Source organism: Lysinibacillus zambalensis (assembly GCF_040183165.1).
GTDB lineage: Bacteria > Bacillota > Bacilli > Bacillales_A > Planococcaceae > Lysinibacillus > Lysinibacillus zambalensis.
The window spans coordinates 103572-117250 of record NZ_JBEGDG010000015.1 but is presented as its reverse complement, the minus strand read 5'-3'; the positions used below and the strand labels follow the sequence as shown (position 1 = coordinate 117250).

14 protein-coding genes are annotated in these 13679 nt (G+C 34.9%); 1 reads left to right on the top strand and 13 read right to left on the bottom strand.

Annotation, left to right across the window (positions count from 1 at the left end; translation table 11 throughout):
* Positions 1–162 (top strand): transposase (locus ABNX05_RS18270; RefSeq protein ID WP_349661024.1); only part of this gene is annotated, 162 nt, incomplete at its 5' end.
* A gap of 106 nt (positions 163–268) precedes the next feature.
* On the opposite strand, the gene ABNX05_RS18265 is transcribed toward ABNX05_RS18270, so the two are convergent.
* The 13 genes from ABNX05_RS18265 to ABNX05_RS18205 all read right to left on the bottom strand — a co-directional run bounded on the left by ABNX05_RS18265 (position 269) and on the right by ABNX05_RS18205 (position 13674).
* Entirely contained in the window at positions 269–616 is a 348-nt protein-coding gene (locus tag ABNX05_RS18265; RefSeq protein WP_349661020.1) for a phage tail protein, read from the bottom strand.
* The gene (locus tag ABNX05_RS18260) at positions 609–1265 is read right to left on the bottom strand and encodes a tail fiber protein (RefSeq protein WP_349661019.1); all 657 of its coding nucleotides are present in this window, start codon (positions 1263–1265) and stop codon (positions 609–611) included. Before ABNX05_RS18260 ends, ABNX05_RS18265 begins: the two co-directional genes overlap by 8 nt.
* A gap of 31 nt (positions 1266–1296) precedes the next feature.
* Entirely contained in the window at positions 1297–1719 is a 423-nt protein-coding gene (locus ABNX05_RS18255) for a hypothetical protein (RefSeq protein WP_349661018.1), read from the bottom strand.
* 11 nt (positions 1720–1730) lie between these two features.
* Positions 1731–2018 (bottom strand): hypothetical protein, encoded by a 288-nt coding sequence (locus tag ABNX05_RS18250; RefSeq protein ID WP_349661017.1) that lies wholly within the window; start codon positions 2016–2018, stop codon positions 1731–1733.
* A gap of 31 nt (positions 2019–2049) precedes the next feature.
* Positions 2050–2814 (bottom strand): N-acetylmuramoyl-L-alanine amidase, encoded by a 765-nt coding sequence (locus ABNX05_RS18245; RefSeq protein ID WP_349661016.1) that lies wholly within the window; start codon positions 2812–2814, stop codon positions 2050–2052.
* Between the two features lie 240 nt (positions 2815–3054).
* A complete protein-coding gene (locus ABNX05_RS18240; RefSeq protein WP_349661015.1) occupies positions 3055–3366 on the bottom strand; it encodes a hypothetical protein in 312 nt (103 codons plus the stop codon).
* A gap of 238 nt (positions 3367–3604) precedes the next feature.
* Positions 3605–3877 carry a hypothetical protein gene (locus tag ABNX05_RS18235; RefSeq protein ID WP_349661014.1) on the bottom strand — a complete coding sequence of 91 codons (273 nt, stop codon included), beginning with the start codon at positions 3875–3877 and terminating at the stop codon, positions 3605–3607.
* Positions 3878–3912: 35 nt separating this feature from the next.
* Positions 3913–4353: a hypothetical protein gene (locus tag ABNX05_RS18230; protein ID WP_349661013.1), complete on the bottom strand. Its 441-nt coding sequence runs from the start codon at positions 4351–4353 to the stop codon at positions 3913–3915.
* Between the two features lie 143 nt (positions 4354–4496).
* Positions 4497–7745, bottom strand: coding sequence for a DNRLRE domain-containing protein (locus tag ABNX05_RS18225; RefSeq protein ID WP_349661012.1), 3249 nt, complete (start codon positions 7743–7745; stop codon positions 4497–4499).
* 63 nt (positions 7746–7808) lie between these two features.
* Positions 7809–10067, bottom strand: a complete 2259-nt coding sequence (locus ABNX05_RS18220) for a LamG domain-containing protein (protein WP_349661011.1) — start codon at positions 10065–10067, stop codon at positions 7809–7811.
* A 12-nt stretch (positions 10068–10079) separates the two neighbouring features.
* Entirely contained in the window at positions 10080–11312 is a 1233-nt protein-coding gene (locus ABNX05_RS18215; RefSeq protein ID WP_349661010.1) for a discoidin domain-containing protein, read from the bottom strand.
* A 3-nt stretch (positions 11313–11315) separates the two neighbouring features.
* Positions 11316–13043, bottom strand: a complete 1728-nt coding sequence (locus ABNX05_RS18210) for a hypothetical protein (RefSeq protein ID WP_349661009.1) — start codon at positions 13041–13043, stop codon at positions 11316–11318.
* A gap of 4 nt (positions 13044–13047) precedes the next feature.
* A complete protein-coding gene (locus tag ABNX05_RS18205; RefSeq protein ID WP_349661008.1) occupies positions 13048–13674 on the bottom strand; it encodes a hypothetical protein in 627 nt (208 codons plus the stop codon).
* Positions 13675–13679: the final 5 nt, after the last annotated feature.

Below are 13679 nucleotides of genomic sequence, written 5' to 3'. Positions count from 1 at the left end.
ATTTATCGTCAACGCAAAATTGACGTGGAACCAGTTTTTGGATTCTTGAAGGCTAATTTGCGTTTCACTCGATTTTCGGTACGAGGAAAATCGAAGGTTGAAAACGAGATGGGCCTCGCATTAATGGCCGTGAATTTAAGAAAATTCACAGCCATTAGCTAAGAGCTATATGGAGACTACATAAAAAATAGAGAAATCCGAATTTGAATGCATTCAAATTCGGATTTCTCACTAATTGAAGCTAGTTATGTCCCAGCCTCTTTTATTTTTATTCTGTAGGTGTTTGCCCTTTGAGAGCTTGAACCTCAGCTTGTAATGCTTTTATTTCAGCTTGTAGAGTTGGTACTAAGTTGATAGTATCAATCTGAGTCTGAGTTAAATGAATGTCTTTTTCGTTAACATGAACGCCAACAGAATCAAAAACAGTTTTCAATGCTTTAGCTGTAGGTGCAAGTACCTCAGATTCAGAATCTAAGGCACTTGTTAATTGAACGTGTCCTGCTTGATATATACTAGCCTTTGCACCTGCATGAGAAATCAAGTCAGGGTTGTGTATGCTCTTGTCTTCCCATAAGCCTGTTTCTGAATTGAAGGCTTTGAAGACTAAGTTACTCAACTACAGTAACCCATAGTAAGTTAGTGTTAGCAGGTGCTAGTGAACCTACGAAAAGATTAGAACCTTCGTTCCAAGCTTGACGTTCAGCTTGAGTAATGTGTGCTTCATTGTCAGCTACGTGACTTGCTAAAGCACCTTCGATAGCTGTTTTGTTAGAAGTTACAGTTTGAGTAAGAGCTGTAACATTTTCATCAGTAGCTTCTAAAGCTGTTTTGTCGGCTTTAGTACCAACAACAGTTAATAGACCTTCTAATGCACCGTCAGTTGATTGAATAGCTTCTGCAATCTCTTGAAATGTATCAAGTGTTTCAGGAGCAGAACCAATTAAGTTAGCAATCTGAGCTTCTGTGAATGTCTTAGCTTCTGCTAAAGCGTCCTTAACTGCCTTAGGTGTTGAAGCCATTGTTTCATCATTTAAGTTGATAGCGCTAGATAATTGGACGATACCTTTTGCTAGCGTTGTTGCGTCAGGCGCACCGATTACAGAAATTTTACCTTCTGAATCAATAGCTATTGTTGTAGTATCAATTTTAATGTGACCTAGTTCTGTTGCACTTGCTTTTTTAGCAACGTGAATATCATGCTCTACTTTAGTTGGCGTGATTAGTTCCCATTGTTGTGAAATTGTATTAAACTTTTTAATTGACATATATTTGTCTCCATTCTTGTAAGTTTACAGTTTAGTTTGAAATCCAAAGAACATTTTTTTTCGATGGCTCAGTGATGCTTTCTTGAATCATTACTGATTCATCTAAGATAGTTTCGATTCCATCCACACGAAGTTTGGTTTCTGAAATCATTTGTTTTTCCTCAGTAGTAACAAAACGCTTATTATCTGTTTCCTCAATGGATTCAGTGTTTTGAATACGCATGATACTTTCATCAGAAATTTTCAACCAAAGTTCACCTAATCGTTGGTAAACTGCAAAACCTTCTTTTACGCTCAGGTCTGCGGAAGCGTCTTGAACTAAACAAATTGCACCGTTTTGAACAGCTACAAGAGCGTCACGTTCTGTAATATTTAGAACAGCATAAGTTGAAGGACAGACAGAAATTCCGCTATTTCCACCATTTGACCCTCCTTGATTACCAAAGAATGACATTTTGTGCAACCTTAGAATGAAGCGATAAACTCATATGGTGTTTGAGCTTCAACTATTACAAAAGATTCAATGGGTACATCATCATAACCCACTTCAAAACCTCTACCTGCGGAAAGTGTGATAGGGTATTTTTTATTGATTATTACGCTACAAGCTGTCTCGTTATAGAACGAAAACTTCTCAAATGTGTAACCAATAGACCAATTAGAAGGTGGTGGAGGAATGATTTCTTGCATTGGTTTAGTTGTTGCTTCAAAACCATTTGAGCTTAAATAACCTGTTGTTGAGTGTCTTGACATTTAACCTCTCATACCTTTCGATATTATTATATTATTTTTGAGTCTTGATGACTGTGCCAACCCAAATAATCTTTAGAACTTTCATTTTTTGAAGGTACTTCTCAGCAGTCACCTTGTCAGTATAAGTACCTGTTTGGAAGTAGAACTTACCTTTGTCTTCATGGATTGTGATGTAATCAATGTTGGCAAGCTTGTTTTGAGCAACCTTAGCTTTAGCGTTCTCAGCTTCTAGCTTCGTGTTAAACGTGCCTGACTTGATTCTGTACAGCTCGTTTTTAGCAGGTTGTGTATTAGACTCACATTTGCCTTGAAGCTTGTTAAGAGACTTCTCGACACGATTCAAGAAGTCCTTCCAAGTTCCTCTGTCTAGAATTCTATGTGGGCAGTATTTACCTGACCAATCTTGGTGTTTGCGAACCTTGTCAATCCCTAGACCATGTTTCATTAATAGATAAGCTACAAGCTCAACAGCATTTTCCTCAGCTTTATCATACTTAGCACCACCACTCTTAGAGTAGCAGATTTCAACACCAATAGATTTACGATTACCGTTTCCTTGTCCATCACCACAATGCCATGCGTTTCTATTAGTGGGAACGACTTGAATAATTTCTTTATCGTCTACAGCATAGTGGAATGAAACTTGATTGTTATTACTATTGTGATAACGTGCTTCATTCATAGCAGGTGCGTCATTAGCTGTGTTGTGAACTGTGATATACTCGGGGTTCAATTTGTATGGTGCTTTGATAGAATACTTAGCAAAGCTTACTGGCATTTGTTTTATTTCTAACATATAAAATCACCTCCGATTGATATTTTTTGAATTTTAAAAAAGTGACATAATTACTTAGGTAACTCATTGAGTGCTACTTTAAATGTTTTTTCCATAGTGTTTAAGGCTTTATTAACAAGGCTCTCGAAGATTGCTTGAGACATAAACATGCTGAGTATTCCGTATTTACCAAGAAACATTTTGTACACGTATGAAAGCTTTAAGCTTCCTGTTTTACTACCGAACTCTTTCTCAGCAATGTCAACAGCGTGGATTAACCACAGAAGCATTCTTTTTAGTTATATCGCCAAACTCTAAAGCTGTGAATGTGCGCTTGATAGGGAACTCAGATGGGAATTTGTGATAGATATTATCTAATTCTGCAAGCAAAACTTCCTCTTGAACTTTTCCAATGATAGGGTGTTTCTCCATCACAGGTTTACCACCATTGTCTAGTACAGGTTTTTCAACATCTTCATACACTTGTTTACCGTCAGCGTCTAACACAGGAACTTCTTGCATTTCTTGTGTTGTAGTACCTGAAATTGGGTCAGTAACATCAACTAACTTCATTTCAGTTTTAGGTATTTTAACAATCTCAACTTTAGGTGTTTCAGCAATGCCTACTTCTTTTTCAACTTCAATAGTTTCGTAAAGCTTACCGCCAATATTGAATGTTTGTTCACCGAAATCATGGAATTGTTCTTTGTCCTCAGGTGTAATGTCTTGAATTTAAAGCATTACTTCTTAGGTGTTGTTTACTAAGTTTTTGTCTACTACTAATTTCATGTGGCAATCGTCCTTTGTCTTTTTATTTTGTTTGAGCTAAAACTTGTTTAAGAATATTGATGTAATCTCCTAAATCTTCTCGTGACATGCAGTGAGAGATTACACTAGGAGCTGTGCTATCAACAATCTTAAATAATATTTCAAATTCCTTTGGTAGCCCTTGAGGTTCGTCAACCTCAACCGAAGGAACTTTTTCTACAGCTTTAATAATTTGATATTGTTCAAGAGAGCCAAGCTCAACCCGAACTTCATCAATTTTGTCAGGGTAGGCGAGATACTTTACTAGCAATGACATTTTTACGCCTACTTAGACATATAATTATATTACTTTTAAACATTTTCTTCAAAAGAGACTGATTCTAAAATATCACAGAAGCGATTATAACGCTCTGCTTCAAGACCTGAAAACTCTTTGTCAACATAAAATACAATACGTTGAATAGTTTTAACCATTTCAACTTTCTCGTTTTTGACTTCAATAATAAATTCCTCACCCATTAGTTTAGATACTTCAAGGTTAAACGAGAAACTATCTTCAAGGATAACGAACTCTTGACCTTCTTCGTCTTTGTCACGAATAGGCTCTCCATTTTCATCTTTCTTAGCGTAATCTTGTAATAGAATATCACGCTCAGTAGAAATTAATTGCAACTGAGTTTCTAAGATACTAATGAAACGAGAACGCATACGAGAGTCCTTTCCTTTTAATGAAAGCTCATATAGGAAATCTCCAAAAGCTTTAAGCTCATAGTTTTTAAATACTAAAATCATGTTTATTAATTCCTTTCCAATTCAAATAGAGGGTACAGCTATCGCACATAGCACCCTCTATAATGTATTTTATATTATTATATTACTTTTATGAAGGATATTTTAAAATTATTTAAAATTTATTTTACAGTAAATAATAAGGCTTAAATGATGAACGCATATGCGCCACCTTTGCCACCAACCTGAATTGCTACATATACGTTGTCTACCATTAAGATTCTAGGTAAGATTTCAGCATACCTCTCAATACCACCATAGTAAGGTACTGTGATTTGAGTAGATACAACTTTCTTAGTGACAGTAATTTCAGTATCAACTTGTGACACTTTCTTAATGTCAATCTCAGTTAATACCTGACTAACACTCTTAGCGTCAATCTCAGTAGGAATATATCTGTAGTTGAATACATAGATTTCAGTTGGCATATCACTCTGAGTTAACTGTCTAGCTTCGACTTCTGTTAGTACATCAGGTCTTGCAACGTAGATAGTAGTAACTACATCAGACTTAACGACTACATCAATCTCTACTCGAATATCTTTCTTGAATGGTACTAATACCTCGATATGTCTCTTAGCGTGAGATACAGTTAATTCAGTGTTAAGGTCTTTATTTAAAGGTTTTCTACAACTAACCTCAGCATACCAAGTGTGTTTAACTACTAAGATTTCAACGTCAATTGTTCGTATAGAGATTTCATTAACCTCAATCTCAGCGTCAACTTCTTTTTTGTCACGAGTAGGGACAGAAATTTCAATGTTGAAACCTTCACGTATAGCTTTGATTTCAATAGGTATCTTAGGTACTGATTTACCATTAACATCATTGTGATTATCACCTACAGTAAAGACAGGTGTGACTTCAGTTTTAATTAAGTATCTATTTGCATCAATTTCAACAAGCACTTTGTCTGTTGGGCTATCTGTGTGATAGTATACAGTTATTTCAGCAAGCTCTTTAAGCTCACCAACACGAGCAACTTCTAATTCTGCCTGACGTTTAAAAGCATTGACAGTAATTTCAGTATTAATATCTTCATCAAATGGAACATCTAATTGGTGGATTCTAATTTCAATTGGAATATCTTTGTTAGTGAATGTAGAATCAACTGTAATTTCAGTTTTCTTATCACTGTTTTTACGTTTATAAGCAAAGATTTCAGTTGGTAGTTGGCTTCGACCATGAGAGAATATACGAGAATCATAGTAATCTACAACTAGCTCAGGAGGGTTAGCAGATTCACGAGTTCTAAATGTTAATGAACCATCAACGATCTCATTAGCTACACGAATAACAAAACCATTGTTGATAAGAGACAAATTAATCCATTGCTTAACAACATCAAGTACATTAAATTCAATATATCTTTGAGTTGTGTTCACCGTAAACTCATTAGAGATTAGTTGGATTGGTGTAGGTCTATTAAGGTCAGTAATACTTCCTTCTTGCCATTCTTCTTTAGCATTAAGAATTTCTAATTTAAGACTTTCAGGTACAGCACCTAAGTAGTATAGTCTTAAATATGAACCTTTAAGCACATATGAAGGGTTCACCCAAGATAGGTCAAACTGTACGAATGAACGCCAAGTTTCATTCGTATATTTGCTCTTACCTGCAATCATACTACTATTGAATCCATAGTTGATTGATTGATATAGAGTACCACTACGAGTAAATGAGTCTTGAGTAGGGGAGAAAATTTTTCTTACGACAGGAGGTTGTTGAATCTCATAAATAGAATACATTCTATTGTGAGGTCTAACAGTAATCTCAGTAGGCATGAAGTTATAGATAATTGGTTGAATAGATACCAATTTATCACTGTTACCTCTATAGATAGCGAAGATTTCTACATCACGCTTATCAACTGCAACTGCACGAGAGTAGATTTCAGTTAATAACTCTGATTTGCCATATTGCTTAACTTCTAATTCAGTCTCAGGAGCAGAAGTACCTACTGCAAATAAGATGTATTTCAAAGTCATTTTGTTGTTTGGATTTACAGTAATAGATGTTGGAATATCGTTATGCTTGAAATATCTAACATAAATATAAGCGTCTACTTTATGGTCATCAGGATAAGTAATCCTAATCTCACTATTCCTTAGGTGTTCTCCACCTACTCTTGATGATACAGAAGTTCTTACATCATTTCTTTTGTAGGCACGACCATAGATATAAGTATCTATACTATGTTCTCCACCAACTCTAACCTCAATTTCAGCTAGTAAAGCATCATCTTCAATATAGCCCCATACACCTACAACAGCCTTAGTTTTTGATTGTTCTAATGCACGAATGTACATTTCACTATCAGTTTGGAAGTGGTCAATTGCTCTAGTAACGAACTCAGTTTCTATTTGAGTTTCATCATAACCCCAAACACCAACATAAGCTTTGCGTTGGTGCATACCATCAACTTCTACAGCTAATACAGTGTTTACATCACCATTGCCAATAGCTCTAACATATGCTTCACTTAAAACTTCTGATTGACCATATGCTACAACAAATAACTCAGCGTCACTTTGAATAGAATCGTAGAAACGAGGTGTGATTTCTGCTTGTTTCTCAGCTTCCTCTAGTACACGAGAAGTGATTTCAACTAATTTTTTGCTTGTGTCATTATGTCTAGCCACAATCTCAGTATCTAAATCAAGGTCACGTAAAGCCCCGAAATAAATTTCTAAGAAAGCATCAACTGTTGATTTGTTACCATAAATAGAATTTATTTCTGTATTAATTTTACTTTCTTTATTGTGTGAAGCTGAAATTTCAACTAAAATATCTCTTTCTCTCTCAGTGTTAGCAACAATCTCAGCTAAAGTTGTTGATTCATCTGAAACTCTAACACAAAGCTCTTTGTCAACTTCAATTTTATCTGCGTAAACAATATCTAACTCAGTGTCAATATTTTCTTCATCTTCAAGTCTAGCTGTTAATGAAGTATCAATTGTACTGCTTATAAATTGTGATACAATAATTTCAACGAATACACATGACTCATCTTCTAGTGAGACTTCTAATTCTGTTTCTTTGTCAATTTCATTAGAGACTCTAGGTGAGATATCAGAATCAATATTGTTAGTATCGCTATAAACTGCATTGATTTCTAAATCAACAGTTTCTTCACCGAATAGGGAAGAGGCTACTGAAATTTCTATTTCTTCATTCTTAGAAAGAGAAGGTGTGATTGATGTATCAACTGAATCCTCACTTTCAACAGAACTAGAAATAACTGTTTCAATACCATTCTCAACATTGAAAGCAGGTGTAATATCTGAATCTTTACTGTAAATATTTTGTGATTTTACTTTTAACTGAGAAGGGGTAGTGTCGCTACCCTCAACTCTAGTTTCAATGTCTGTTTCTAAATCGAAGTTATCCTTCATTTATTTTTCTCTCCAATCACATTGTATTGTGAATTTTACCTTGTACACAGTTGGTTATAACTGTTAGTCTACTTTTCCATCCTTTGTTGTCTCACCGATTTCAATTTCATCTTCTTGGTCATAATACCCACCAACTTTATCTGCTTTAACTGTTGTGTGGAATAAGCCATTGGCATTAGGTGTTGCTTCTAAAACTGTTTTGATTCGAACAAAGAATGTTTTTTCTTCATTGTTTTCAATTTTTGCCCACTCTAGTCTTTCCAAAGGCGTGAATGGTGCATTGGTATAGCTATATTGAATCTCCATACCTAAAGGAATATCACCCATATGTTGAGTGACTAATGAGACATTTTCAACATCATAGCCATATTGGTTTTTCAATTTAATCTCATAGTCAAGAGTAGTTTGACCTGCGATAATTACACCGAAATCAAGATACTGTAGTATCTCACCTATGTCTGTTGAGTAGTAGCTATTATACACATCTTTGAACATCAATCCTGTGTAAGTACCAATGAAAGTAGTTGACCAATATTGAAGTGTATCGAATTGGTCTTTGAACTCTACTTTGATTTGGTTATTACTATCAATATGAACGAATTTACTATCAATTGTCTTATTGATTTGATAGCCTGAATCTAAGAACTCTGTGAAATTACCGTTGCTAGGATAGTAAGGAATGTTGTTTATAAGGATTCTGTACTTAAACTTACCACCATCAGCATCAAGGAATGTACCAACAACAGTTGAACCATTCATATCTAAGTCAACTTGAGGTGTAGTATTTAGGATTTGTACTTTAGCGCTACTAATCTTAGTTGAGTGTCTAGGAATATATTCACGATATGTGATTTTATCAATGTTTGAAATCATTGTTTCTCTATCGTTGTCATATAACAAGATACCAAGGTTTAGATATTCTCTACGCCATTTTGTCCAATCTCTATCAGTCATTCGAGAAATAGAATCATAAGACATACCATGCTGTCTAACAGCATCTAAAGAGAAGTTTGTGATAAGAGAGAACTCATTTAAGTCTTCGTTCCAATAGTACCAACTTTCTTTCTTTTCATCACTGATAACAAATTTAACTGAGTTAGTATAGTCTTTAGATAAGTCCTTAACGATAATTTCTTTCAAATAACCGTAAAGTCTTTTGTTTTGAACAGTCGTTAGGAACTGATTCTTAGGAACAGCTTTAGTAACCATGATGTTATCAACAAAGTCAACTCTTTCTTCGTCAGACCAAAGCAAGAACTTAATGTCGCCTGATAATTTATCCAAAGGTGATTGAGTAGTTGCAAGCTTAACATCTTTTTGAGTTTCATTTGATGTGTTCTTTTCGAAATAAGTAAGTTCCATTGTACTACCGAATAAATCATAGTAATCAAATGATTCATTGGCAATATATGAAGCCAATACATCATAATCAGTAATCTCAGATTTGTATTTTAGATTAGGTTTGTTACCTATGTAATCATAAATATAAAACTCAGGTAGTGTTAATGTGACTTCTGTATAAACTCCTGTAATGGTGTTATAGTTTACAGTTTTTTTCTTTGTGAACTTTTGGTTTAATGGGTATTCTTTATCTAGTTGCAAACCATAGTTTTGAAGTGTTTTATCACTGTTGTTAGGAAGGATAACCAATGTATCTTTTCCTTCAATCGAGTAAAGGACACTATCATTCTCGAAATATCCTCTGCCATCTTCGTATACTTCGAAGTCCTCAAGAGTATAGGTTTCATTAGTATAGCTAACACCATTGAAATCTAATGCTAAGTCAGGTTGCTCCACAGTGTTGAATACTATGTGTCTCCTAGCGTTGTCTCTGATTTCTTTTTCTGTTCTAGCTGTAAACCAAAGTCGAGGGAGTGCGATAGCTCCGTTGAATTGTGAGCCATAGTTATTGCTCCAATCACCAATACTAATAGGGTTAGCAGTAGAAGATGACCAAACAGGAAGTGAGAAAGTACCAACTAACTCAAAGTTTCTGTAGTAGCTTAACTGAGTATTTTTTCTAACTACAACTGCAACATGTGTCCACTCATTAGGTGGATAGTTAACGCTATTATATTCCTCAATTATAGTACCTTGATTACTGCTTTGATTGCTTCGATAGTTTACCTTTCCATCAAATACCATAACACCGTTAGCTGTGCTTGCATTACCTCTCATAAAGAAAGATGTGAAGTCCACAGGAGTAGTAGCGTCATTTGGTTTTACCCAAAATTCAAAAGTAAAGTCAAAGCCATAGTACAAAGTATAAGGGAGGAACATGCTAGATGTGCCATTGAAGTTAGGTACTTGTATAGTTCTCATATTTTCACCTTCTTATCTTTTTATTAGTTTAATTGATTTGGGTCTTTCACCCAATGTGACCGAAGCAACATTGTTGTTTTGTATCTGTTCCTTGTGAATAGGTTTAATAATAGAACCTAGTGGCATATTAAAGTCTCTAATTTCAGAAGAACCATACTTCTTATAGTTTTCTTCATTTAGATTATCAAGCTCAACAATAGAGGTATAGCCAAACACAACATCACCAATAGTAACATAATTACTATACCCTTGATTAGCAATTACACTGACTCTATAGTATCGGTAGTCCTTAGGGAATTGTAGCTTATATTCTCTTGTCTCAGATTGCCCCCAAGAAGGAACATCCCTGAACTCTCCTACAACCTTCCAATTTACACCATCATAAGAACCTAAAATATCAAAGCTTTTCAGGTGTTCGGTAGGTTGGTTATAGTTTCTTGATGTAAGTCTTACCCAATTGACATATTTTCTTTCTCCATAGTCAATTTGAAGCCATTGATTAGTGGTTTTTCCATTTAGGGAAACCCAACCATAACTATCACCTGCTCCTCTACGAAAAGCTTTCCATGCTAGATAGTTTACGCTATAAACACTACTAGCAGAAACAGTGATATTTCCACCGTAAGCATCAACTGTATTGGAAGTCATTTTAACAAGATATTCTTGTCTAAACACATCAGTAGAATATATTTTATTAGTTGAGATATTTTTCATAAGGAATAGCTCGTTGTATGATTTTCCTGATTCTTCTAGCATTGCTAGTAGGTCAATTGTCATTTTTTCATTTTCGATATATGAGCTTGTGTCAAATGTTTTTGTAACAACTTCACCATTATACATAGTAAGAGCAATTGTGACAGAGTTTATTTTTCTTGAAGCCCCATCACCACAATAAGGTCTTAAATCAATTTTACTTAAAGCAATTGGATTATCAAAACTTAAATCAACATAGTTAGCTGAACCTGATAGCCAATAGTTGTTTCTAGTGGAATCTGTCTCAGTGTATGTTGAAGTATCAAATGCATTATCTACAGCGTAGCTTGTGGCGCTATAGACATTTGTAGTAGTTGCTTTCCCACTGTTGTAGTGTTTATTCTCTATGTGAAAATAAGCTGTAGCTCCTGCATCATAGTTGTTAGTGAACTTAATAGGAAGAATAAGCCCATTTAAGTCATATAGCCTTACCCCACCTAAAACGTAGTATGAGCTTGCCCTAACTACTGTGAATCTTATGGACTTAATCATTTATTAGTCCACCTCCATTTTTTTAATATTTCTTAGAGTTTCTAAGTCAATTCTTTTTGCGTAAATCTTACTGTTTTCACTAAAACCACTACCAACAAGGTCTTGTCTAAGTGTTAGGGTATTGTGAACAACAGCGTCAACTCTGTCTAGTATTTGAAAATTGTATATCCCATCCTTAGAGAACTGAGCTACAGTAGGTTGTAGTGTAGTTACATTTCTCCATCTAGGCACACCATCAACAAGCTCACATGTTTTATAAGCACCATCGTTAAATATTAGAAGCTTATTGTAAGCTGAAATCTCTAGTAAAGGTCTGAAACCAGACGAGTTTGTTGTAGCTGTAATAACGTAGTTTGTATATGTGCCAATTTTTCTAGCATAATAGTTAGAAGCACTATATAAAGATTGAGTTATAGAAAAAGTAGTATTACTATTCCAAACTTGTTCAAGTCCATCAACTAAGTGATTATAGTCTACTGTTTTAACATAGTCTTCTAGTTTTTGCCATTGTGATTTCTGCTCAGGTTTCACAACATTGCCTTCACTATCTTTTACTTCTGCAATAGTGGGGAAGCCTGTAGGTGCTGATATATAGACCTTTCTTTCGCCCATTGACCTATTTACGATACCACGACCACTCATTGCCCCTGCGCTTTTTAGTGTGTTATAGGAGATAGAATGTTGAATAACCCTATCTGCCATCAGAATAGGTTGACCTGTTTCTTCATTTGTGTCTACCATAATGAAATAGAAGTTTCCATTAGGGGTGGGGGTTGATACTGTGCGGTCTATAAAATCTGTTCTGTAGCCACCTCTATAGTCTTCTTGACCTAGTAAAGAGAAAGTACCAACAGCATTAGAACTAGCAACGTATCTACATCTAAGCATTTTACCTTTCATTAAATCAGTAACACTAAAAACTTCATCATTGTGGTGAATTAATGCTCCACCTTTTGAATTATCAACCTCTACTGCATAAACATAGCCTAAGTTCAAGCCTGAAATCACAATCTTGTTACCAACAACAGGGTTAAGACCTGTAATATCTACAACGTAGAAAGCATCTGTTGAAGCAGATGTGTTAATATACTTTTCAATGTCTCTTACTGTCACACCGTCAATTGTTACCTTAGAGCCACTTAGGTTTATATAACTACTACTACTGCTACCTTTAGGGACTATTTCAAGATTATCTACAAGTCCACCGTCATATCCTGTATCAACAGAATGGTCTTTTGAGAATCCGAAACCAATTTTGTGTTTTCCAACAGGTAAATCTCGTGAATAATCATGCCACGTAGGACTATTACCTGAGGTAAATATCGTAGTACCATTAACTGAAAAATGGAAAATATCACGAGTATTCTCTGACGCAACTTGCCATTTGAACTTCAAGGTAGAAGGAACAGAAACATCAACTGTAAAATAAGACCAAATTGATTGGCTGTGTGTTATTTTCTTAGTTCTAAAAGACCTTTTACTACCGTCATACCCTAAATTGTAAGTTTGGAAAGGAGAGATACCGAAAACATTTTGGTCTGTTTCGAAATCATCATAAAGACTTTTTCTTATAATCAGCCTTAGTGTCGAAGTACCTTTTGTTCTAAAAGAGTAGTTGTTGAATGTTGATAAGCTATTTGTTGATTTGATTAATTGAATTGCATCTGTATTAGGAGAGTATCTTTTGAACCCTTCTTCCGAAGGGATTACATCTTGTCCAAAATAAGCCATTTTATTAAACCTCGCTTTCGTGGAAAAGTCTGAATGAATCGAATCTTCTCCACTCAGATTCTTTGAATACATAAGTACCCAAAGTTCCAATTCCTTGCCAATCAAATGTTTTGGCTACTTTGATTTTGTGATTTCTTTTTAGTGATAAACCATTTGTTGTGTCAATAAGGCTAGTGTTACCATTGAATAACAAAGCGTCATTTTCACTATTAAAATCTGATAAAACCTCATCTTCATACTCATATCCTGATTTGAAGATAAATCTAACTTGAATAAATCTATTAATTGTTGACTTGATTTCGTTAGTTGTTGGGGCAACTGCAACCCATTCACCCAATGTATAAGCACTTGCGCCTGAGCGAGTTTCTATAGTGAAAGAAGAAGGTTGGTTAACACCACTGTTTGTGAAGGTAGCTACTACCTTATCGAACTTTTTGAACTTATCTTTAAGGTCAATAATATCTGAGTAATAGACTCCTTCTTCTTCATAAATAGGTTTTCCTGAATTATCCACTTTAGAAACCTTTAAATGTAAGCTACCATCATAAGAGGTTTTATTAAAGTTTCCATTAGGAGAGGTGAAATCAATGATAAAGTCCTTGATTTCTACATTTCCACCTACAATTGACATTCAAT

Bases quoted from the DNA above. Each gene is read 5' to 3' on its own strand.
- ABNX05_RS18255 (WP_349661018.1), bottom strand. From the start codon at position 1,719: ATGTCATTCTTTGGTAATCAAGGAGGGTCAAATGGTGGAAATAGCGGA.
- ABNX05_RS18260 (WP_349661019.1), bottom strand. From the start codon at position 1,265: ATGTCAATTAAAAAGTTTAATACAATTTCACAACAATGGGAACTAATC.
- ABNX05_RS18205 (WP_349661008.1), bottom strand. From the start codon at position 13,674: ATGTCAATTGTAGGTGGAAATGTAGAAATCAAGGACTTTATCATTGAT.
- ABNX05_RS18220 (WP_349661011.1), bottom strand. From the start codon at position 10,067: ATGAGAACTATACAAGTACCTAACTTCAATGGCACATCTAGCATGTTC.
- ABNX05_RS18230 (WP_349661013.1), bottom strand. From the start codon at position 4,353: ATGATTTTAGTATTTAAAAACTATGAGCTTAAAGCTTTTGGAGATTTC.
- ABNX05_RS18215 (WP_349661010.1), bottom strand. From the start codon at position 11,312: ATGATTAAGTCCATAAGATTCACAGTAGTTAGGGCAAGCTCATACTAC.
- ABNX05_RS18245 (WP_349661016.1), bottom strand. From the start codon at position 2,814: ATGTTAGAAATAAAACAAATGCCAGTAAGCTTTGCTAAGTATTCTATC.
- ABNX05_RS18240 (WP_349661015.1), bottom strand. From the start codon at position 3,366: ATGAAGTTAGTTGATGTTACTGACCCAATTTCAGGTACTACAACACAA.
- ABNX05_RS18210 (WP_349661009.1), bottom strand. From the start codon at position 13,043: ATGGCTTATTTTGGACAAGATGTAATCCCTTCGGAAGAAGGGTTCAAA.
- ABNX05_RS18250 (WP_349661017.1), bottom strand. From the start codon at position 2,018: ATGTCAAGACACTCAACAACAGGTTATTTAAGCTCAAATGGTTTTGAA.
- ABNX05_RS18225 (WP_349661012.1), bottom strand. From the start codon at position 7,745: ATGAAGGATAACTTCGATTTAGAAACAGACATTGAAACTAGAGTTGAG.
- ABNX05_RS18235 (WP_349661014.1), bottom strand. From the start codon at position 3,877: ATGTCATTGCTAGTAAAGTATCTCGCCTACCCTGACAAAATTGATGAA.